This window comes from Planobacterium oryzisoli (genome assembly GCF_015354315.1).
Taxonomy (GTDB): Bacteria; Bacteroidota; Bacteroidia; order Flavobacteriales; family Weeksellaceae; genus Planobacterium_A; species Planobacterium_A oryzisoli.
This window is the reverse complement of the sequence record NZ_JADKYY010000005.1, coordinates 32727-54687: the sequence shown is the minus strand read 5'-3', so window position 1 is coordinate 54687 and position 21961 is coordinate 32727. Positions and strand designations below refer to the sequence as shown.

Sequence of the window (21961 nt, the reverse complement as noted above, 5' to 3'; positions counted from 1 at the left end):
TTACTTTAAAAAAGTATCTTTACAGCAGCAAGAAATTCGGCCTGTTGATTCCAGAGATAAGACCCGTAAGGGTCTTTTAAGTACTGGGGTAGGAAAGTCCGGACACCGTAGGGCAGCATAGCGGATAACATCCGCCCGTAGTGATACGAGGACCAGTGCAACAGAAAGAATGTACAGTTCGGCTGTAGTGAAACCAGGTAAACTCTATGCGGTGCAATGGTAAGTATATCGGCAGTTAAGGGCGGCCCGTCCGTTGCCGAGGGGTAATCAGCTCAAGGGGCGCAGCAATGCGCGTCGTAGATAAATAACAGGCGCCCCTTTTGGGGAACAGAATCCGGCTTACAGAATTTCTTGCTGTTTTTTTTTATTCACTTTCGTTTTCAAGCATTTCCTTAGCGGCCGAGAGCTGCTGCTTCTCTTCCATTGGAAGATCAGGAAATTCCAGCTGCATGGACTCCAAAGCCTCAATGATAATCTGAATTGCGGCAATTCGTGCAAACCATTTCTTATCGGCCGGCACCACATACCAGGGAGCGTACGGTTTGGAGGTCTTTTGCAGTGCCAACTGGTAGTATTTCTGGTACTCTTCCCACAGTGCACGTTCCCTTAAATCCCCCATCGAGAATTTCCAGTTTTTGTCCTCTTCATTAATTCGGTCCAGGAACCTAGCTTTTTGCTCTTCTCTGGAGACATTTAAAAAGATCTTGATGATCTTGGTGCCGTTTCGGCTCAGATGCTTCTCAAAATCCACGATGCTCTCGTAGCGCTCTTCCCAGAAAGTTTTATCAAAATCCGTTACATGTTCCCAGGTCTTTTCATTAAGGTTGTATTCGGGGTGCACGCGGCACACCAGAACGCTTTCGTAGTGGGAGCGGTTAAAGATTCCGATTTTTCCTTTCTCGGGAAGTTCCAGGATATGGCGGCGCAGAAAATCGTATTGGTACTCCTTACTGGTAGGTGTCTTAAAGGAAGCCACGCTGCAGCCCTGAGGATTCACTCCTTTAAAAACGTGCTCAATGAGCGAGTCCTTTCCTGCCGCATCCATTGCCTGGAGTACAATGAGAAGGGACTTAGAACCGTCGGCATAGAGTTTTTCCTGTAGCTGGTGAAGTCTTTCTTTTTCTTTAGAAAGGATATCCTGTCCCTCTTCCTTATTAAGAGGTCCCTCGTAGGTTGTACTTCTTTCCGGTAGTGAGTCGGTTTCTTTAAATAGAAAGTCCTGAGCAGAGAAATAGTCCATAGGTAAAGAGTTTAAAAAATGAGTTTGAGCTAAATTAGGGGAAGTGCTCCAAGCAGGGATTACAAAAATTGCATTATATATTATAATTGATGTACTTATGGGATGTTTGCCCTACATATACCCTACTGTATCTCAGCGGCGGGAAACAAAAAAATCCGCGGATTGATCTTGAAATGGTTAGTGGAAGTTTTAAATGCCCGTAAAAGAAGAATGTACTACATATGGCTTTTTCGCGTGTAACTTCTGAAATTAATAGGAGAGGAAAAGTAAAATATTCCTTTTCTAAAATAAATCCGAATGACTTCCTATGCGCGTTAAAAAAATTTCTTTCTCAGGTTCTTCAATTTGCTTCCAAATAAGTAGCATATCGGGTCTGATGTGGCATTCCCAATATCCTTTGTAATTTCCTTTTAATTTGTGGGGGACCAATTTTTTTGAAAGTCCTGAATGACCTTTCTCCGCTAAAATAGAAATCACCGATTGGATGTCAGCCCTTTCTTTGGGTTGCTTAAGAAACTTTTTTACATCTTTCTTAAATTGAGAAGTCGGTACTAACAGGTATTTACTCATTCTCTAAATCTTGAAAAAGTTCGTTAACATCTGAATACCTTTTCAATGATTTATTATCTTCTTCGACTTCATTTATTGCTTTTGTCGTAAGGACGTTAGGCTGATGATATCCTACCGCATCAAAAAGAAGTGTCTCAATATAATTATTGATGCTTCGGTTGTTTTGTTTTGCCAGTTTTTCTATTTGTGCGTACAATCGAGAATTTATTCGTAGCGACGTAGCCTTTTTAGTAGTATCAGTTGTATTCATAATAGTATCAATGTATATACAAATATAATGCAAAACTTTTCCTACTTAATAGTTTTTTAAGATTTAATAATAAGCCCTTCTAACTTCAAAAGGCAGCATTTGGAATAAGGCACCGCAAAAAAAAAACTGCGAGACTAAAAGTCCTGCAGTTGAAATTAATTTGAAAATGATTTATTTCTTCGGATCGATCTTCCCCTTAATGTAGAGTGCGGCGCGACCCTGCACTGGGTCGTTGGAATGTACTTCGATGAGCTTTAAAAATTCTCCTGCAATGGTGGTGTCGTAACCCACGGTGATTTTTGCGCTTTTTCCAGGAAGAATGGGCTGGCGGCTCCACTTAGGGGTGGTACACCCACAAGAGGCCACTACTTTGCTAATTATAAGTGGTTTATCTCCGCGGTTACTAACGGTAAATACTTTTTCAGAAGGTCCTGCGTAAGGGACTTTACCGTAATCTATAGTGGTTTTATCAAACGATATGGTCTGAGCCGAGAGCATTGCTACCGAGCCCAAAACAAATAAGGTAGTTAAAAGGTTCTTCATTGTTATTTCTTTTTTTTATTTCAGTGTGGCACCTTAAAGTTTAGTTTTACTTTAGATGCTCTTGTAGGGCGCAAAGTTAAAAATAATTGTGGAACGGAAATTTACATTTTGTTTTCGCTATTTTTGCAAGAATTTAAGTAAGCACACGACCCTATGCAGATTTCAGAAAAATACAACCCGAAAGAGACGGAAGAAAAATGGTACAGCTACTGGATGGAAAATCGCTATTTCCATTCCGAGCCGGATTCTCGACCACCCTACACAGTGGTAATCCCACCTCCGAACGTCACCGGGATCCTGCACATGGGACATATGCTCAATAACACCATTCAAGACGTTTTGGTACGCAGGGCCCGTATGCGGGGATTCAATGCCTGCTGGGTACCGGGTACCGACCACGCTTCTATTGCCACGGAGGCCAAGGTAGTCGCCAAGCTAAAAAGCGAGGGAGTGGATAAGAAAGACATCTCACGTGAGGAGTTCTTAAGGCATGCCTGGGACTGGACTAATACCTATGGAGGAACCATCCTAAAGCAGCTCCAGAAACTGGGAGCTTCCTGCGACTGGGACCGTACGCGTTTTACGATGGAGGAGAAGCTTTCTAAACAAGTAATTAAATCCTTTATAGACCTGTACAACAAAGGTCTTATCTATCGGGGCTACCGCATGGTCAATTGGGATCCCGAGGCGCGCACCAACATCTCGGATGAAGAAGTGATTTACAAGGAGCAAAACGGAAAGCTCTATTTTCTGAAATACAAAATCGAAGGAACGGAAGAATATCTTTCTGTGGCGACCACCCGGCCTGAGACCATTTTTGGAGATACGGCCGTATGCGTGAATCCACATGATGAGCGCTACACGCATCTTAAAGGTAAGCGCGTGGAGGTGCCTATCGTGGGAAGAATGGTACCGGTAATTCAGGACGAGTACGTAGACCAGGAGTTTGGAACCGGAGCGCTTAAAATCACCCCGGCGCACGATATAAACGACTACGAGATAGGCCAGAAGCATGGTCTGGAGATTATTGACAGTCTGGACGAGGACGGTAATTTAACCCACCACGGACTCCATTATAAGGGTAGAAACCGCTTTGAGGTACGAAAGGCTATTGGCAAGGAGCTTGAAGAGAAAGGACTGCTTTTAAAGAGCGAGGACTACGTAAATAAAGTGGGCACTTCGGAGCGCACTGGAGCGGTCATTGAGCCGAAAGTTTCGGTACAGTGGTTTTTAAAGATGCAGGAGTTTGCTAAAGAAGCGCTTCGCGTCGTGGAAGAGGATGAGGTGAAATTCTATCCTGAGAAATTCAAAAATACCTACCGCCACTGGATGGAGAACATCCGCGATTGGAACATCTCGCGTCAGCTTTGGTGGGGTCAGCAGATTCCGGCCTACTATTATGGAGAAGGTGAAAACGACTTTGTCGTAGCAGAGGATAAAGAGTCGGCATTAGAACTGGCCCGAGTAAAGGCTTCCAACCCCTCTCTAGGCCTTGAGGATTTAAGACAAGACGAGGATGCACTAGATACCTGGTTCTCTTCCTGGCTTTGGCCTATTTCGGTCTTTGACGGCCTACTGGAGCAAGAAAATAAAGATATCAACTACTACTATCCGACCTCGGATCTTGTCACCGGACCCGACATCATCTTTTTCTGGGTGGCCCGCATGATTATGGCAGGGCAGGAGTTCCGGGGAGAGGTACCGTTTAATAACGTGTATTTTACGGGGATCGTACGCGATAAGCAGCGCCGGAAAATGAGTAAGAGTCTGGGAAATTCCCCAGACCCTCTGGAACTTATTGATTCCTACGGAGCAGACAGCGTACGTGTGGGAATTTTGCTTAGTTCTGCAGCCGGAAACGACCTTCTTTTTGATGAAGAACTGATGGTTCAGGGACGGAATTTTGCCACGAAGATTTACAATGCCTACCGACTACTTCAGATGTGGGAAACTACGGAAGAAAAAAGACCTTCTATAGCGGATGATAGTGCAAGCGAATGGATGGAGGCGCAGATTTCCTCGGCGCTTGTGGATGTGGAAGACCAGTTCTCCAAGTTCCGGATTTCGGATGCCTTGCATCTGGTGTATAAAATGATATGGGACGATTACTGTTCGTGGTATCTGGAGATTATTAAGCCTCCGTACGGAGAGAAGATTTCTCTTCAGGTACAGCAGCGTGCTCTTGCCTTATTTGAGGACCTTTTGAAACTTCTGCACCCTTTCATGCCGTTTCTCTCTGAGGCTCTATGGCAAGACATGGCTCCAAGAACAAAACAGGAGGCTCTTATTATCACCCAGCAGCCGGAGCCTAAAGAAATTCCGGCGGGGCTTGTACAGGACTTCAAGGAAACGCAGGAGGTAATCTCAGGAATCAGAAACTACCGCCAAAGTAAAGGAATATCCCCTAGGGAGCAGGTAGAGATTTATACCAGTGCTGAGAAACTTTCCAATCCAGAGATTATCCAGAAACTGGGCGGAGTCTCTACCATCCATTACAAGGAGAAGACCGACAAGCCGTGCTTTACGTTCCTGGTGGGTCCCATTGAAGTAGCGGTTCCCTTAAGTGAATCCCTGGACCTGGAAGCAGAGAAGGAGAAAACCTTAGAGGAGATTAAGTATTTAAAAGGATTTTTGGTAGGAGTGGAAAAGAAACTAGGCAATGAAAAGTTCGTAGCCTCGGCACCAGAGAAAGTAGTAGAAATGGAGCGCAAGAAAAAAAGCGATGCGCTGGAAAAGATAGCACTTTTAGAGGAAAAGCTCAATACACTATAGAGTTTTTCTAATTGAATTAAAATTGTGATAATAAGTCTAATACAATCTTGGAACTTTACTTCATCAAGAGGAAAAGCAAAAACTTTCTTTTATTCTTTTAATTGGAACAAAGAGTTTTTTGTGCAGGCTATGGGTGGTTATATAGGGTAAATTAAATTCCACTAATGTCAGGGAGACTTTGGTAAGTTCTCTCAAACATCGTTTTTATTTGGTTCTCTTTTATATCAACATTTCCAACCTGATTATTAACTAAAAGATAGGAACTTATCGCATCATATTTAAAATGGGTAAAAGTCTCACTTCCGATTCTTTGTTGTATAAAAGGAGTGTAAATTCGGAACCTTTGATTTATTAATATATCCTCCGTTAATCTTTTCGGATTTTTTAAATCTACACTTCGTGCTGAGTAAATTGCAAAATTACTCTTAGGATGCTTTTTTAAAAGTATTGGAACTAAGGACAGACATGTGTGAAAAATTTTAATTACTGTGCCGTACGTGTGCTTATTTAGGATCTTATTGTATTTAAAAGGACTTTTTCTGTCCTTTTTACAGTAGAACTTTATGGCAAAAACATCCTCAATATGGTATTCAGCTCGGATAATATAATGCAATTTAGATTCTATACAGAAAAACTTGTATATATAAGAAAAACGATGGTCTGAACCATCGTTACATCTATCTTTTTGAATAAATTTTATATTATACATATCTCTTCTACAGAGATTAATTATGATATAACCAGATTTTTAGTTACAGAGCTGGAAATATTCACTTTTTCTCCTTTAATATTTCGAGCCGAAATTTTAGTTGCTCTAATACTTTTTAGGGGTTTCCAATTTTGCCGTTCCCCTTTAGTTAAAGTTCGTGATTTCATAATGCTATATTTAATGCAAAGTTATAGTAAATATTATGCCGATGTAAAAATATTTACAAAATATTTATTCTTTTCTATTGAAATGTAATTATGCATAGTCCTCCATCCTTTAACTAATGTTATTTTGGTAGGTCTGGCGCACGCATTTTATACTGTGTAGAATGAAGGGCCTCAAGGAAATTTTCCAGATCCTGAAGCTCAGACTCGGAAAGGTCCAGCTTCTTTAGCATCTGTGATTTTTTAGGTCCATACGCGGTGCCCGGTTTTATTTTTTCATTCGGCATGCCCGCATTGTACATATTTAGTACGCCTCTTAAGTGCGGAAACAGCCCATTGTGCATGTAGGGCGCCGTCTTAGATACTTCCCGAAGCGGCGCCGTCTTGAACTTTCCGATATCTTCAGGATTTTTGGAGACTCCGTAGAGGCCCAGATCCTCGTATTGGTCCCTCTTTAAGTAGGTGAGCCCAAGATTATGGAATTTCTGATCCGAAAAGTAAGGCGTGTTGTGGCAGTTGATACAGTTTGCTTTAGTCCGGAAGAGGTGCATTCCATTTAGTTCCGAGTCGGTGAGCTGACTGCTGTCTCCCTCAATGAATTTGTCAAATCGGGTTTTAGGACTTCTAATGGTCCTTTCAAAGGTAGCTATCACCTGGGCAATGCGCTCCTGCGTAATCTTTGCATCTCCAAAAGCCGCTTCAAAATGCTCTCTGTACCCTTTAATCCTCTTTATGCGTTTGGTAGCAATGCGGGAGTGGAGGTGCATCTCCACCGGGTTTTCAATAGGGCTCTTGACCTGGGTCTCCAAATCCTCTGCCCTTCCGTCCCAGAAAAGTGCCGTAGCGTATGCGATGTTTATAAGGCCGGGCGTATTTCGCGTGCCCAGCTGGCGGTCGTGTCCGTAGGCTACGCGCCTTGAGTCCGCCCAATGTAGCTCGGGATCGTGGCAGCTGGCGCAGGAGATTTGTCCCGAACCCGATAGCCTCGGATCATAGAAGAGCCTCTTTCCTAGTTCTTCTTTTTCTTTGGAATACGGGTTGTCTTTTGGAAAAGAGAATTTAGGAAGAACCCCAATGTCTTGAAAATTTTCCTTGGCCTCATCAAAGAGGTGGGGCTTAGGCCACTTGCTTTTATCTCCACTTGAATAAAGCGCGCGAAGCTCCTCCAAGGTATTAGTCAGAAGGTTTTTTTATGTATTCAAATTACTAGTTGCTAAAAAAGAGTTAAAATCCAGAGATAAAAAAGAATGGTTTGAAAGTTTCATTTAGAGTGGATGGGCTCAAGGACTTTCTTAATAGGCAGGGGTCTTACCGGTAGAGGAGTAAATAGATGACTTGCAATGGAGTGTAAATTGAAGTATCTTTACTTTACTAATATTATTAAAAGGCATGCACCATATAGAAAATATCCAGAAACTTTTTTCCTCTAGTGATGTGGAACATCCTCTGATAGAATCTTACGATGTGGGATCTATCGAGCTTCCCACCGGAAGGATTGTTGCCTGCGATCCATTAATCACCACCGATATGCCGCCATTTACACCCTTTTTTCCTTCCGGAAGCTTTCCGGTAGTGCTTCATAAGGAGAAGGAAAGTAATTGCGTGGCCTATGTAGAGATTCGTTTTTCTTCCGAGAAAGTTACCACCTGGGAGATGGCCCTTACTGAGGGGCAGAACCTATCCGATCTCTCGGAGGAAGAAATCTTTGGCTACCCGGTAGAGAGTGGAATGGGCTGTTTTATGGACGCTGCTACGCAGAACGGACTCTTTAGACTGGAGCAGACCCTTTTCGAGCGCAAAGGAGACGATTTCATGGGAATTTACGAAGAGTTTTTCCACGGTGAGTTCTTTGATCAGAAGGGCGCCATCGACCAGTACGCGTTTCTTAAACCTCAGGAGCAGGAAGCAGGGTCTATCTTTGCATTCGAAGCAGGATACGGGGAAGGATTTTACGGCAGTTATATTGGATTTGATGCCTCGGGTCAGCCCGTTAAATTAGTCAGTGAATTTATTGAAATCGGATCTTAAGGCTCTTTGAGCTAAACGATTCTAAACATACGTCCCGCACATTATGCATATATCTTCTTTTAGTCCGACCATTGTTGTTGTAGGCAGCTGCTCGGTGGATCTCGTTTTAAATACCCAGCACCATCCGGGCCCAGGGGAAACCGTAATGGCCCTTAAAAGTGAGCAGTTCTTCGGAGGCAAAGGCGCGAATCAGGCCGTAGGAACAGCGCGCCTCGGCGCGCAGGTCTATCTCATTGGCTCGGTTGGTAGCGATCGTCAAGGCAAAGAGGTTCTGGAGAGCTTAAAGCGCGAGGGCGTGGATACCACCCACGTGCACGTGAGCCCCGATCATGCGACGGGAAGCGCCTACGTGAGCGCTGCGGACGGTAAGAACGCTATTGTGGTAGTGCCAGCCGCCAATTACGATCTAAAAACCGAGCATATCGAAGCGGCCAGGGAAATCCTTCAGGCTGCCGATTTGGTGCTTTTGCAGCTGGAAGTACCCATGGAGGTAGTAGAGAGAACCGTTAGAATCTGCAAGGAGCTTGGAAAGAAGGTAGGAATCTATGCCGCGCCTGCAATGGCTCTTTCACCGGAGGTGGTGGAGTATGCGAGTTTTATTGTTGCCAAGAGCTCGGAACTCTCTTCTGTGTTCTCACTTCCCAGCAGTGAAGGCCTTACCCGCATGTACCCCAATAAACTTTTCGTAAGGGATGATACGAATTCCACTACCTATTTTACGGGGGATGAGATGAAATACTTTAGAAACGACCATAGCGATATGCTGCACAAGATGGGAATGGGCGATGCCTTTACTTCCGGCTTTGCCCTGGCGTATGCGCATGGAAATTCCATTAAAGACTGCGTGAAATTCGGAAATGAGGTTTCCCTAAAAGTAGCCATCAATCGGGGCTCACAAAGTGGCCTTCCGTACCTAAGAGACCTTGAGGTGAAAGCAGAAGGAGAAGACTAATATTTTTGTCTCCTAAAAAGGTATAATTAGCCCAAGCCTTTGTAGTTTTGCACACGTAAAATTTAAAAGCACGTTGAAGAAAATTGAAATAACCACAGAAGATGGGTATGTGCTCTCTTCCTACCTTTTTCAGGCGCTGGAACCTTTGGAAGGTACCCTAATTATTAATTCCGCAACCGGAGTTCGCCAGCAGATTTACTTTGCCTTCGCTCAGTATATGGCAGACTGTGGATTTACTACCCTTACCTACGACTACCGTGGAATTGGGGAAAGCAAGCCCCAACGTATGCGGGGATTTGAGGCTTCGATGAAAGACTGGGGAACAAAAGATTTCGTAGCAGTAACTAAATACATTCGCGCTCTAGAGCACGACCTACCCATGCACGTGGTAGGCCACTCGGTTGGGGCCCTAATTATTGGTATGAACCCCCATGCAAGGGAATTTAGCCGCATGGTATTTGTGGGGACACAGAAAGCCTTTGTGGGCAACTTAAACCTGCGTACAAGGCTGATGGGATATCTAGGATTTGGTGTAGTGCAGCCCCTTACTACGAGGCTTTTGGGTTATTTTCCTGCCCACCGTTTTGGTCTTGGAGAAAGCCTTCCTGCAGGCTCGGCGCGCAACTGGCGCACCCTGGTGCTGGAAAAGGAGTCCACGAATCTACTCATGGAACCCGAGCAGAGGACCTACGCGGAGAATCTCTCCCAAGAGGTATTGGTCTTAAGAGCGCAGGACGACAGCTGGCTCACGGACCGTGGGGTCCGTAGCCTATTAAAAGAAACCTATCCGAATCTTTCTCCCACCTTCCGGCTCCTTAAAAAAACCGACAGTCCTCAGGGAGAAATTGGCCATATCAACTACTTCCGAAGTTACAATAAAACGCTCTGGAGCCAGGTGGAAGATTTCTTAACTAAGTAATTTTTTTATGCAAAGTCCCCTTATAGAATCCACCATTCGTTTTGTTAAAGAGAGGCTCTCTGGCGCCGAGTCCGGACACGATTATTTTCATGTGGAGCGCGTATACAAGACCGCAATGTTGCTTTGCGAAGGAATGGAGGTGGATACAAAGGTAGTGGCGCTTGGTGCGCTCTTACACGATATAGCAGATCCCAAGTTCCACGGTGGAGATGAGAATCTTGCCCTTTCAGTAAGCCGTGATTTTTTACTTTCCCAAAACGTAGATGAAGCTACTATAGAAGAGGTGCTTTTCATTATAAAGCATGTATCGTTTAAGAACCGAGAGCAGGCCCCAAAGGAGCTGCCTCTAGAACTTATGGTCGTTCAGGACGCCGACCGCCTGGACGCATTAGGCGCCATTGGCATTGCCCGCACCTTTAATTTTGGCGGGTACAAAGGTAGTCCCATGCACGATCCAAAGCTAGCTCCGCGCCTTTCCATGAGTAAAGAGGAGTATAAAAAGTCGGAAGGCACCACGCTGAATCATTTCCACGAAAAACTCTTTCTTCTGAAAGATATGCTGCATCTAGAGCGCTCCAAATCCATGGCGGCGGGCCGTCATGCCTTTATGGAGGAGTTTGTACAGCGTTTCCTTTCAGAGTGGGAGCAAAAGGATGTGGAGAGCCAAGTAAAGGACTAAAAACCGTATATTTACCCCTATGGAGCATCTGGCATCGGTCGTATTATTTCTTCTTATCGTAGCCCTTCTCTTAACGGCTATCCCCACGGGAGCCAATAAGAAACGGGCCCGAGTGGTACGCATCCTGATTGTTTTACTTGCCCTATCTTACTACGGCTACTTTTTTACCGAGCGCTCACTACCACCGTTTAAAAAAGAGGCTCTCTCCATGCAGCTTATAAACAAGCTGCCTCAGACGGTAGATTTTTACATCATCCTGGTTTCAGAGAAAAGCGATCCTTCCGAGCGCTTTGAGGTCATTCATCCCGGAAAAGTACGTCCCGAGCATTACCGTTTGGAATATCTGCAGCGGGAAGGCTGGGAGCAGTATTGGATCGTAGGGTACTTGGGAAAGCGGAACTTGGTGTATTTTTCTCAGCATGCCGTGGTGAATAAAAACATAGACCAGATCCTGGAAATCTCCACCTTTATGAACCAGAGTCTGCGCCTCTCGGAACGCTCCACGCAGCTGATCGAAGAGCGCCGCTCAGAGTACAGGCGTCAGAGCGTTACCATTACTTTAGGCCTTTTACTTCTGTTTTTAAATACCATCCATCTTTTGCGCCGAAGAAAATAGCGCATGGACCCCGCTTAAGTTTCATTACTTATTTTGAGCAGTCGGGTCATTTGATGAAAGGATTTTCCCTTTCTAATCTCTCACCGAGTACAATTTACGAGCTGTAACTGGACGTTGCACTGCCCTAAAAATAGGAACCTAGCTGCGAGGACTACTAGTAACAGCAAAATAAAAAGGGCGAAAGCCCCTCAGTTGCTTCCGCCCGTACCATATAGTAGGGGTTATTAGTCCTTTTGGTTATTTTTTCTTTTGCTGCTCTTTAAGGGCTTCTTTATCCTTATCGCTCGGATTCCAAACCTTTACTTCGGAGTCTTTGGTAAGACCGGAAATGATCTGTACATTGATTCCGTCGGATGCTCCCAGTTTTACCCGTCGCTTGGCAAAGCTGCCGTTAGGTTGCTTTACTTCCACGAAAGGCTGGTCTTTTCCACCCACCTTCTCGTACTGGATCAGTGACTCGTCTAGAAGCAGCGCATTTTTCTGCGAGGAGAGTACAATCTCGCCGTTGGCCGAGAATCCTGCCCTAATGTACTCATTGGTAGGATTGAATACATCGCCTTCCACGGGGAATTTAATCGTTCCGTTCTGATCAATCCCTTTAGGAGCAATCATGGTGAGTCTTCCTGGGAATTTTTTGTTTTGCAGGGCTCCGATTACAATATTCATCTCCATTCCTTCTTTGAGTTTCCCGGCCTGCGCCTCGTCGATCTCCCCCTCAAAGATCAGACTGTTGAGATTGGCTACCGAGGCAATGGTGGTTCCTGCATTAAAGGAGTTAGCCTCAATCACTTGGTATCCGACCTTTACCGGTACATCGAGCACGGTTCCGTTGGATTTGGACCGGATCTGTGTAGTGGCAAGGCTCTGAAGCTCGGGCGTTACTCCGGTGCGGGCAATCTGCAGGCTTTTCTGGGCTGTGGTTAGTTGCTGCTGCGCGTTACGAAGCTGAATCTGGGCAGACTGCAGCTGCTGCTGGGCGGAGAGGTATTCCTGACGGGAGATTACCCCCTGGTCAAACAGACTCTTTTGCATAGCGTACTGCTTTTGCTGGGTATCCAGGTTCACTCTTGCATTACTTATCTGAAGCTGCGCGGAGTTTATTTCCTGCTGCGCGGCATTTACGTTCTGAATACTCGGAACGATACGTAGGGTAGCTATCAGCTGTCCTGCCGATACCTGGTCGCCTTCCTTTACCAGGATGCGGTCTACGATACCGGAGAGGTTGGGTTTGATTTCAATCTCTTCCCGGGGTACAATTTTCCCTGTAGCCATGACTTTATCCTCCATGTTCTGCACCGAAGGCTTTTTGGTGAGGAATACTTCCGCCTCGGTGGAGTTGGATTTTATAAGGTACCCAATACCAGCGAAAAGTCCGATGGCAAGACCTACCGCAAGGGTGATGTAGAGTACTTTTTTTAAAGAGAACTTCTTTTTCATAGCGTTTGGTTCGTTTTATTTTTACTTTTTTTATTCACTTCTTAAAGCTTCAATCGGTCGGATCTTTACGGCCCTCTGCGCAGGGATCATTCCTACCAGTAGTCCCAGGCTAAGCATGACGGTCATGGCTCCTAGTACGTTTGCATAATCCACGGTCGGATTGTAGAACGGAAACTCCTCCTGGTTCCTTGTCATAAGGTCCAGTCCCATGAGAAGCAGCGTGCCTAGGATAAAGCCTAGAATGCCGCTCGAAAAGGTGATTACTACACTTTCCAGAAGAATCTGGTTGCGTACTTCGGCAGGTTTTGCTCCCAGGGCCCTACGAATCCCGATTTCTTTAGTACGTTCCTTTACGGTGATAAGTAGGATGTTGGAGATGGCAATAACTCCGGCCAGAATGGTTAGAGTGCCCACGACGATGGTAAGAAGCTGCATGCCGTCCAGAAAGCCGGTAAGCTTTTTAAACTCTTTTCCTAAGTTGAAACTTCCAAAGGCATTGGTATCCTCCGGTGAGGCATTATAGAGCCTTTTAAGTTCGGTCTTTACTTTTTCCTCTACTATGGCCACATCTGCCTCGGGATGGGAGACGATGGCGTAGTAGCCTACCTTATCCCCGTCGTTGTACATGCGTTTGAAGCTTGAAAGAGGGATGTAGGCCGACTGGTCGTTTTCCATTCCTCCGCCGGTGCGTTTTACGCGGAATACCCCGATGACGGTAAAGAACGTGCCTTTCACATTGATGGACTTGCCTATCGGGTTTTCGTTTTTCTTGTGGTCAAAGAAGTTTTTGTAGATTTCTTCGCCGATGACTATGACGTTCTTATTGAGGTTCACGTCCTGGTCGTTCAGGTATCTTCCGTAAATGAGTTTCTTCTCCGAGATTTTATTTCCGATGGGAAGGTCTCCGTTTAAGGTATAGGTTGCGGTCTTTCCAATGCGCGACATCTGTTCTCCGGGTGATCCGAAATTCCCCCGCGAATTTTGGGGCGATATATAATCGATTTCCGGAATCCGGTCCGTCAGAAGCTGAATGTCTTTTTGGTAGAGGTCCATCTGCCTTCCTTTTGGAAATCCTGCGTAGGGGATACTGGTGTTTTGCGCCCAAAGGAAAATAGAGTTGGTCGCAAACCCTGAAAAGAGCTTGTTGAATCCGTTTTCCATTCCCTTGGCTGCGCCCAGAAGCGTTACATAGAGAAACATTCCCCACGCCACACCAATCATGGTAAGAAGGGTCCGGAGCTTGTTGTCCCTTAGGGAGTGGTAGATCTCCTGCCAGGTGTCTCTTTTAAAAAGAATGTTCATGCGCTCTATTAAATGGTTTAACTATACTTTTTACTCTGCCCGTAAGGCTTCAATTGGTTTGATTCTACTGGCCCTGTAGGCCGGTACAAATCCTGCGATAAGGCCTGAAAAGACCAGACACACAAAGGCGGTGATGATAATTCCCCAGCCCACGCTTGGATCTACAATGAAATATTCCTCTAAAGAATCTCCCACCAGACTTAAGGTTAGAACTCCGAGGCCCACACCGATAAGACCTGAAAGGACCGTTATCACGAGGCTCTCCTGCATAATAAGCCCTACAATGGAGCGGGGCTTGGCGCCAATGGCCTTTCGCACGCCAATTTCTTGAGTCCGCTCCTTTACGATATACACCATGATATTACTGATACCGATAATTCCTGCAAGTAAGGTCCCCATTCCGATAAACCCCACAATAAGGGTAAGGATGAACATGAATTGGAAGGTGCCTTCCAGGTTCTTGGCATTGTTACGTACGATCACTGCGTTCTCATCGTCGGGAGAAACTTTTTTCTTGGCCTTGAGGTTCTTTTGTATCTCGTCACTGTAGGCGATGGCCTCTTTTGGAGAGAGTTTCTGATCGTAGGTGATAAAGACCGTGGAGATGGTATCGGAACTTTTCTTCATTTGTTGAAGGGTGGTGATAGGTACGGTAATCATCCTCTCGTCCCAGTCGCCCCCGTCGTCGCTGTACACACCCACTACTTTAAACATAGTGCCGTTGATATTAAGGTCTTTCCCTATGGGCGATCCGTCCTTTATAAGGTCGCGCTGTACCATACGGCCAATCACTGCCACGTAGTGCTTCTGATCCAGGTCCCGGGAAGAAAGGTAGCGTCCGTCCAGGAGTTTTCGGTTTTCAATGTTTTTCTCCTCCGCATTGGAACCCGAGATCTGGTAGGTCCCGCTTTCCTTTCCATAGCGTACGAGCATCGAGGAAGAATACCTGGGCGCAGCATATTCCAGGTTGGAGGGCTCGTAATTTGTCACGTCCTGGAAATCTTCGTTTTTAAGTACTACGCGCCGGTCGGCCTGAAGACCCGCATAAGCCACAGTGGTGTTACCGGTAAAAATGGAGATCAGGTTCTGGGCATCGCGGGCAAATCCTTGGGTAAAGGCATTTTGAAGTCCCGTACCGATGCCAAAGAGCACGATGAATATAAATAGCCCCAGGGCCACCGTAAATCCCGAGAGGATGGTGCGAAGAATATTGCTTCGGATGGAGGCAAATATTTCCTGCCAGCGGTCTAAATCAAACATAATTCCTTTTTCTGCGCCTTTTGGGGGTTGTTATCTCTTTAGTTTTAGTCTTTTGAGTTACGAAAGTACGCGCTGCTCAATGTACTCATCGCTCTCAATGCGCCCGTCCTTTAAAAGTACGTTACGCTTGGTCTCTGCGGCCACGTCCGGTTCGTGGGTTACCACGATGATGGTCTTTCCTTCCCGGTTTATCTCCTGAAGAAGCTTCATGATATCGTAGGTGGTTTTACTGTCCAGCGCCCCAGTAGGCTCATCGGCAAGGATGACCTTTGGGTCGGTAATAAGTGCCCGTGCGATTGCTACCCGCTGTTTCTGTCCCCCGGAAAGCTCGTTGGGAAGGTGGTCTGCCCACTGCCTAAGACCCACTTTTTCCAGGTATTCCAAAGCCCTTGCGTTACGCTCCTTCCTAGGGATGTTCTGGTAGTACAGGGGTAGAGCCACATTCTCCAGAGCCGTCTTGTATCCAATAAGGTTAAAGGACTGAAAAACAAATCCCAAGAAGCGGCTACGGTACTCGGCTGCCTTCGTCTCGTTTAAGTCCTCGATGGGGATGCCGTCCAGCTCGTACGTGCCGGAATCTTTCTCGTCCAGGATGCCTATAATATTTAGAAGCGTAGATTTTCCAGAACCCGAGCTTCCCATGATCGATACAAACTCACCCTCCGCAATGGAAAGGTCAATGCCTTTTAGCACGTGGAGCTTACTTTTGCCCGTATCGTAGGATTTGTGGAGGTCTTTAATTAAGAGCATGGCAGGAGCTGTAGTTTGGGGTTTAGATAATAAGTAGAAACCACGGAGGGAATGTTACAGAGGGGAGGAATTGTACTTTTGACGAGACCAGAAGTAATGGAGTGTTTTTCTATAAGCAGCCAGTTACGTTCTGCAATTTGGCCCAAGGTTTTGGCCCTCTAAAAGGGCACAACGGGCAGGGTTGGTTTATAAAGGTTTTTATTGCCTAAAGGTTATACCTTCCAAGAACAAAATTCAAATTTACTGGAGGGAGTGAGAAAGGCTATCTAATGCAAATGTTTATTTTACTCATAGTGTTTAACAGCAAAATCTTAATAGGTAAGGAGTACTAGTGTTGTGTTTAATACTAATCCCACCGTACTTGCGCATTTTCTCTCTAGCCTTTGCGCTAAACTGCTGTAGTAAAGGGTTGCAGAGCATTGTGGAAAACTTTTGCCGCTCTTAACTAGGGATTTAAACTTTCGTTCTTTTTAAGCTCGCGGGCTTTGTCTATTTTTGCCTACGTCTGTTGTATATACACAATAGAAATACTCCAGCGGTTTCCTTATGTAAGAGCCCCTCGCTTTTTCCCGAGAAAAGTGCAGCGGTCTTTTTTGCGCGGACACCAAAAGAAAATCAATTATTTTAAGAGATTTAATAAAAACACTAGTGCTATGGGAATTTTTGAAAAGAGAATCAGTTATAAGCCGTTTGAATATCCGGAAGTACTGCAGTTTACCGATGCAATCAATAAGGCCTTTTGGGTACACTCCGAGGTAGATTTCACTGCCGACGTGCAGGATTTTCATTCGCAATTAGAACCCCATGAGAAACAAGCCGTAAAGCATGCGCTACTGGCCATCGCACAGATAGAAGTATCGGTAAAGACCTTTTGGGGGAATCTCTACAACCACCTTCCTAAGCCGGAACTTAACGGACTTGGAGCCACCTTTGCCGAGTGCGAGTTTCGCCACTCCGAGGCCTACTCCAGGCTCCTGGAAGTACTTGGTTATAACGAGGAATTCTTAAAAGTGATTGAGATCCCAGTGGTTAAAAAACGTATCGATTTTCTCTCCAACGTGCTACGAGGAGCAAATTCCACCACGCAGAAAGAATACGTCTCTTCGCTTCTGCTTTTTAGTATACTTATTGAAAACGTATCGCTTTTCTCACAGTTTGCTATCATTCTTTCCTTTACACGCTTCAAAGGGTTTATGAAAAACGTGAGCAATATTATCGCCTGGACCTCGGTGGACGAGCAGATCCACGCCAACGCAGGAATCTACCTTATCAATAAGATTCGTGAGGAACAGCCGGATCTACTCACCGAATCGGATATTGAAGACATTTATACCCTCGTAGACCATTCCATTGAAGTGGAATCGGAAATTCTGGACTGGATCTTTGAGCTGGGAGAGCTAGAGCATTTTTCGAAGGAAGATCTATTAAACTTCATGAAATACCGCGTAGACGATTCCTTAAAGAAAATTGGTATGGCTTCGCGCTATGGCATCTCGGCCGAGGAGTACAAACCCATGCTCTGGTTTGAAGAAGAAGTCTTTGCCAACTCGCTGGATGATTTCTTTGCCAAGCGACCGGTAGATTATACCAAGCACGATAAGAGTATTACAGAGAACGATTTGTTCTAATAAAAAGTAAAAACAACCAATCACATCTAAAAATAAAAAACACAACCGACCATGGAAGAAAACACGCTGGATATATGGTGGCTTAATGAAGAAAGCGAGCAGATGCTCAACCGCGGATACCTTTTGAAAGGAGAGACTGTTGAAGGGGCAATCGATAGGATCACTACGGCGGCAGCTAAAAGGCTCTACAAGCCGGAGCTTCAGCCGGCGTTCAAGGAAATGATCGTAAAGGGATGGATCAGTTTCTCCTCCCCGGTCTGGGCCAATATGGGAACGCAAAGGGGGCTTCCTATTTCCTGTTTCAATGTACACGTGCCGGACCATATAGAGGGTATTACCCATAAGCTCGGGGAAGTAATCATGCAGACCAAAATCGGAGGAGGTACTTCCGGCTACTTTGGTGAGCTGCGCCATAGGGGTACGGCAGTTACCGACAACGGAAAGTCTTCTGGTGCCGTTTCCTTCATGAAACTCTTTGATACCGCAATGGATGTGGTATCCCAGGGCGGAGTACGTCGCGGAGCCTTTGCAGCCTACCTGGACATTGACCACGGAGATATCGAGGAATTCCTCTCGATCAAAGATATTGGCTCGCCGATTCAAAACCTTTTTACAGGCGTTTGTGTTCCGGACTATTGGATGCAGGATATGATCGATGGGGATACCGACAAGCGTAAAATCTGGGCGCGGGTCCTAGAGAGCCGCCAGCAGAAGGGACTTCCGTATATTTTCTTTACCGACAACGTAAACCGTAACAAGCCGCAAGTTTATAAAGACCTGGGTCTTGCTATCAATGCCAGTAACCTGTGCTCGGAGATCATGCTTCCTTCCAATAAGGACGAGTCCTTTATCTGCTGCCTTTCTTCAATGAACCTAGAGCTCTACGACGAGTGGAAAGATACGGGCGCCGTGAAACTCGCCATTTATTTCCTCGATGCAGTGCTCTCGGAATTCATTGAAAAAACGGAAGGGAATTACTACCTACAGGGCGCGCGGAATTTTGCCTTGCGCCACCGGGCCTTAGGACTTGGGGTTCTAGGGTACCATTCGTACTTGCAGAAAAACCGGATTCCATTTGAGAGTTTTGAGGCTACGCAGTTCAATGCGCGCGCGTTCCGTCACATCAAGGAGCAGGCCGAGGCAGCCTCCAGGGAACTTGCCAATATCTACGGCGAGCCTGAGGTAATGAAGGGGTATGGAATGCGTAACACTACACTTTTGGCTGTAGCCCCTACGACTTCGAGTTCTGCGATCCTTGGTCAAACCTCTCCAGGAATCGAGCCTTTCGCATCCAATTACTATAAAGCGGGACTTGCCAAGGGTAATTTCATGCGCAAGAACAAGTATCTCTCTGCGCTCTTAAAAGAGAAAGGCATCGACAATGAGGAAACTTGGAGAACCATTATGCTGAACCACGGATCGGTACAACACCTCGAGGAGCTTTCCCAGGAAGAAAAAGCCGTGTTCAAGACCTTTAAGGAAATCTCGCCTATGGAAATCGTATCGCAAGCAGCGCAGCGCCAGCAGTACATAGACCAGGCGCAGAGTCTTAACCTTCAGATTCCTTCTACCATGCCGGTGAAGGACGTGAACTACGTAATGATTGAAGCCTGGAAGAAAGGAGTGAAAACCCTGTACTACCAGAGAAGTTCCTCGGTTTCTAAAGAACTTATGGTAAACTTTGTAAGCTGCTCCGCCTGCGAAGCTTAAATCGCTACTTCAGTACCTCTGTAGTTCTTATACTAACACATTAAAAAAGCACGAAGCGTTTACCTGAGGGAAAACGCTTCGTGCTTTTTACTTATCGCAGAAGTTCTTACGCTAAGAATTCCAGATCCTTGTCTTTTAATTTATTGGAATTGGAAAGCTTGAGCATGGTCTTTAGCATCTTGCGGCGGAGCTTGGCAAGGCGCACGATGTTCTTGTCCGGACTGTAGTCAAATATGTGGTCGTCAAAGGAGAAGGTATCGCCTTTTTCAAAGGTGATGTTGTTTTCCTTCATCTCCTTTAGAAACATCATACTGGTCATGGTCTCTAGGATCTCGTGCTCGTGTCGGTTGAGTTTTTCCAGTGCTGCAATCAGCTCTTTCTTATATTTTTTCTTATCGCCCATAATTCAGTAGTTTAAGACTGTAAATGTATCTAAAATAAGTTTAAATTTCCGTAAATTTGAAAACTTTCGCTTTCCGATACATTGGAAAGCCCTAACCTCTTAACCTATAGCAATAATATAAAGAAATGAGTAGCAGCGTAATTTTTGATTTGATTGAAAAGGAGCGTCAGCGTCAGACCCACGGTATTGAGTTGATAGCCTCCGAGAACTTTGTATCCGATGAGGTAATGCGTGCCATGGGCAGTGTGCTTACCAATAAATACGCCGAGGGGTACCCAGGGAGACGCTACTACGGAGGGTGCGAAGTAGTGGATGAAATCGAAACGCTGGCTATTGAAAGAGCTAAAGCGCTTTTTGGAGTAGACTACGCCAACGTGCAGCCGCATTCCGGTTCCCAGGCCAATGCAGCGATTTACCTTGCAATCCTTAAGCCAGGAGATAAGATTCTAGGACTGGATCTTTCTATGGGCGGCCACCTTACGCACGGCTCTTTTGTAAACTTCTCCGGAATCCAGTACCAGGCCAATTTCTACGGTGTGGAAAGGGAATCGGGCCTTATCGACTACGAGGATGTACGAAAAAAGGCGCTCGAAGTACAGCCTAAGATGATCATCGCAGGCTACAGCGCATATTCTAGAGATATCGACTTCAGACGTTTCCGAGAAATAGCCGACGAAGTAGGAGCTACCCTATGGGCCGATATCGCCCATCCGGCAGGACTTATTGCAAAGGGCCATCTTTCTTCTCCTTTTGCGCACTGTCATGTGGTAACCACCACTACGCATAAGACGCTTCGCGGTCCGCGCGGTGGCCTTATTATGATGGGTAAGGATTTTGAAAACATCTACGGACATAAAACTCCGAAAGGAGAGCTTAAGATGATGAGCGCCGTTTTAGACAGCGCCGTTTTCCCGGGGGTTCAGGGAGGTCCTTTAGAGCATGTGATTGCTGCCAAAGCGGTGGCTTTTGGAGAGGCTCTGGACGATAAATTCACTGTTTATACGCAGAGCGTAATCGACAATGCCCGTGCTCTTGCCAAGGGACTGGTGGATAGAGGTTTTGACATTGTAAGTGGAGGAACCGACAACCATTTGATGCTGGTGGACCTTCGTAATAAGAATGTAAACGGGAAGCAAACCGAGCAGGCGCTGGTGAAAGCCGATATTACCTGTAATAAGAATATGGTGCCGTACGACGATAAATCCGCATTCACTACCTCCGGTATCCGATTGGGAACTGCGGCTATCACCACGCGCGGTATGAACGTAGGGGATATGGACGGTATTGCAGATCTTATCTCTACCGTAGTAGATAATATTGAAAACGAAAAGGTTCTTTCAGATGTTAAAGCTAAAGTGAATCAAATGATGGACGGTCTTCCGCTTTTTTCATTTTAGGTAGTAACTTTCTAAAATTCTTAAGCGCGCGCCTTTTACAAGCGCGCGTTTTTTCTTAAAAATTCCATGGAGAAAAAGAGCTACACCTTTGAGGAGATAAAACAAAAGATGGTAAATTACTGCGTCTATCAGGACCGCTCGCATAAAGAGGTGGAAGAGAAGATGCGTGAGTTTTTACTCATTGAAGAGGTTAAGGAAGAGATCCTCGAATACCTGCTTCGGGAGAATTTCTTAAGCGAAGAGCGGTTTGCCAGAAGCTACGCTCGGGGTAAGTTTTATATGAAGTCCTGGGGAAAAGGCAAGATTAAAATGGGCCTTAAGCAAAAAGGGGTGGGTGATAAACTTATCAGCACTGCAATGCAGGAAATTTATCCAGATGATTATAGAAATACCCTTACCAAACTGGCCACCTTTTACATAGGAAACTTAAGCGGTCTTCAAGGCTACCAGAAAAGAATTAAGACTACTAGGTATCTGCTATCTCGGGGGTACGAGTACGAACTTATTACGGAGGTATTATCTGAGATAGAAGAGGATTCTTAAAATCTGCTGCTTAAGGTATATTTACTTCGGTTTTTAAGGCGAGAGCAATTCTGGTTTTTTTTGGCTAAATTTGCACCCTGAAAATTAGG

20 protein-coding genes and 1 other RNA gene are annotated in these 21961 nt (G+C 45.5%); 11 read left to right on the top strand and 10 right to left on the bottom strand.

The genetic code is table 11. From position 1 onward, the window contains the following. Positions 1 to 28: 28 nt before the first annotated feature. Positions 29 to 358: RNase P RNA component class A (gene rnpB, locus IC612_RS05095), an RNA gene on the top strand. 6 nt (positions 359 to 364) lie between these two features. Here rnpB and IC612_RS05090 read toward each other — a convergent pair. The 4 genes from IC612_RS05090 to IC612_RS05075 form a co-directional block, all read right to left on the bottom strand. Beyond that, complete coding sequence (locus IC612_RS05090; RefSeq protein WP_194739100.1) at positions 365 to 1240, bottom strand: PPK2 family polyphosphate kinase; 876 nt, start codon at positions 1238 to 1240, stop codon at positions 365 to 367. Between the two features lie 282 nt (positions 1241 to 1522). Next, the gene (locus IC612_RS05085; RefSeq protein ID WP_194739099.1) at positions 1523 to 1810 is read right to left on the bottom strand and encodes a type II toxin-antitoxin system YafQ family toxin; all 288 of its coding nucleotides are present in this window, start codon (positions 1808 to 1810) and stop codon (positions 1523 to 1525) included. Beyond that, positions 1803 to 2060 (bottom strand): hypothetical protein, encoded by a 258-nt coding sequence (locus IC612_RS05080; RefSeq protein WP_194739098.1) that lies wholly within the window; start codon positions 2058 to 2060, stop codon positions 1803 to 1805. The genes IC612_RS05085 and IC612_RS05080 overlap by 8 nt, the downstream gene beginning before the upstream one ends. 171 nt (positions 2061 to 2231) lie before the next feature. After that, a complete protein-coding gene (locus IC612_RS05075) occupies positions 2232 to 2603 on the bottom strand; it encodes a DUF1573 domain-containing protein (protein ID WP_194739097.1) in 372 nt (123 codons plus the stop codon). 153 nt (positions 2604 to 2756) lie between these two features. On the opposite strand from IC612_RS05075, the gene IC612_RS05070 reads away from it, so the two are divergent. Further along, positions 2757 to 5375 (top strand): valine--tRNA ligase, encoded by a 2619-nt coding sequence (locus IC612_RS05070; protein ID WP_194739096.1) that lies wholly within the window; start codon positions 2757 to 2759, stop codon positions 5373 to 5375. A gap of 995 nt (positions 5376 to 6370) precedes the next feature. Here the strand turns inward: IC612_RS05070 and IC612_RS05065 are convergent. Continuing rightward, complete coding sequence (locus IC612_RS05065) at positions 6371 to 7417, bottom strand: cytochrome-c peroxidase (RefSeq protein ID WP_228512888.1); 1047 nt, start codon at positions 7415 to 7417, stop codon at positions 6371 to 6373. Positions 7418 to 7637: 220 nt separating this feature from the next. On the opposite strand from IC612_RS05065, the gene IC612_RS05060 reads away from it, so the two are divergent. The 5 genes from IC612_RS05060 (at position 7638) to IC612_RS05040 (ending at position 11442) form a co-directional block, all read left to right on the top strand. Next, on the top strand, positions 7638 to 8276 hold the full coding sequence (locus IC612_RS05060; protein ID WP_194739095.1) for a DUF4241 domain-containing protein: 639 nt from the start codon (positions 7638 to 7640) through the stop codon (positions 8274 to 8276). 43 nt (positions 8277 to 8319) lie between these two features. Beyond that, complete coding sequence (locus IC612_RS05055; RefSeq protein ID WP_194739094.1) at positions 8320 to 9228, top strand: ribokinase; 909 nt, start codon at positions 8320 to 8322, stop codon at positions 9226 to 9228. A gap of 73 nt (positions 9229 to 9301) precedes the next feature. Further along, positions 9302 to 10147 (top strand): alpha/beta hydrolase family protein, encoded by an 846-nt coding sequence (locus IC612_RS05050; RefSeq protein ID WP_194739093.1) that lies wholly within the window; start codon positions 9302 to 9304, stop codon positions 10145 to 10147. Positions 10148 to 10154: 7 nt separating this feature from the next. After that, positions 10155 to 10826 (top strand): HD domain-containing protein, encoded by a 672-nt coding sequence (locus tag IC612_RS05045; RefSeq protein WP_194739092.1) that lies wholly within the window; start codon positions 10155 to 10157, stop codon positions 10824 to 10826. Between the two features lie 19 nt (positions 10827 to 10845). Beyond that, positions 10846 to 11442, top strand: coding sequence for a hypothetical protein (locus IC612_RS05040; RefSeq protein WP_194739091.1), 597 nt, complete (start codon positions 10846 to 10848; stop codon positions 11440 to 11442). A gap of 237 nt (positions 11443 to 11679) precedes the next feature. Here the strand turns inward: IC612_RS05040 and IC612_RS05035 are convergent, their stop codons facing one another. Genes IC612_RS05035 through IC612_RS05020 form a run of 4 tightly spaced genes read right to left on the bottom strand, consistent with a single transcriptional unit; the run spans position 11680 to position 16191 of the window. After that, positions 11680 to 12879, bottom strand: a complete 1200-nt coding sequence (locus IC612_RS05035; RefSeq protein WP_194739090.1) for an efflux RND transporter periplasmic adaptor subunit — start codon at positions 12877 to 12879, stop codon at positions 11680 to 11682. Positions 12880 to 12909: 30 nt separating this feature from the next. Continuing rightward, positions 12910 to 14181, bottom strand: coding sequence for an ABC transporter permease (locus IC612_RS05030; protein WP_194739089.1), 1272 nt, complete (start codon positions 14179 to 14181; stop codon positions 12910 to 12912). 30 nt (positions 14182 to 14211) lie between these two features. Then, positions 14212 to 15441 (bottom strand): ABC transporter permease, encoded by a 1230-nt coding sequence (locus IC612_RS05025; RefSeq protein WP_194739088.1) that lies wholly within the window; start codon positions 15439 to 15441, stop codon positions 14212 to 14214. 57 nt (positions 15442 to 15498) lie between these two features. Then, positions 15499 to 16191: an ABC transporter ATP-binding protein gene (locus tag IC612_RS05020; RefSeq protein WP_194739087.1), complete on the bottom strand. Its 693-nt coding sequence runs from the start codon at positions 16189 to 16191 to the stop codon at positions 15499 to 15501. A 653-nt stretch (positions 16192 to 16844) separates the two neighbouring features. Between IC612_RS05020 and IC612_RS05015 the strand changes: the two genes are divergently transcribed. Both IC612_RS05015 and IC612_RS05010 read left to right on the top strand, forming a co-directional pair. Then, positions 16845 to 17819, top strand: a complete 975-nt coding sequence (locus IC612_RS05015; protein ID WP_194739086.1) for a ribonucleotide-diphosphate reductase subunit beta — start codon at positions 16845 to 16847, stop codon at positions 17817 to 17819. Between the two features lie 51 nt (positions 17820 to 17870). Next, positions 17871 to 19529, top strand: a complete 1659-nt coding sequence (locus tag IC612_RS05010) for a ribonucleoside-diphosphate reductase subunit alpha (protein ID WP_194739085.1) — start codon at positions 17871 to 17873, stop codon at positions 19527 to 19529. A 106-nt stretch (positions 19530 to 19635) separates the two neighbouring features. On the opposite strand, the gene IC612_RS05005 is transcribed toward IC612_RS05010, so the two are convergent. After that, positions 19636 to 19932 carry a hypothetical protein gene (locus IC612_RS05005; protein ID WP_194739084.1) on the bottom strand — a complete coding sequence of 99 codons (297 nt, stop codon included), beginning with the start codon at positions 19930 to 19932 and terminating at the stop codon, positions 19636 to 19638. 125 nt (positions 19933 to 20057) lie between these two features. Here IC612_RS05005 and glyA point away from each other — a divergent pair, with 125 nt between their 5' ends. Both glyA and IC612_RS04995 read left to right on the top strand, forming a co-directional pair. Continuing rightward, the gene (glyA, locus tag IC612_RS05000; RefSeq protein ID WP_194739083.1) at positions 20058 to 21329 is read left to right on the top strand and encodes a serine hydroxymethyltransferase; all 1272 of its coding nucleotides are present in this window, start codon (positions 20058 to 20060) and stop codon (positions 21327 to 21329) included. Positions 21330 to 21395: 66 nt separating this feature from the next. Then, a complete protein-coding gene (locus IC612_RS04995; RefSeq protein ID WP_194739082.1) occupies positions 21396 to 21872 on the top strand; it encodes a regulatory protein RecX in 477 nt (158 codons plus the stop codon). Positions 21873 to 21961 lie beyond the last annotated feature (89 nt).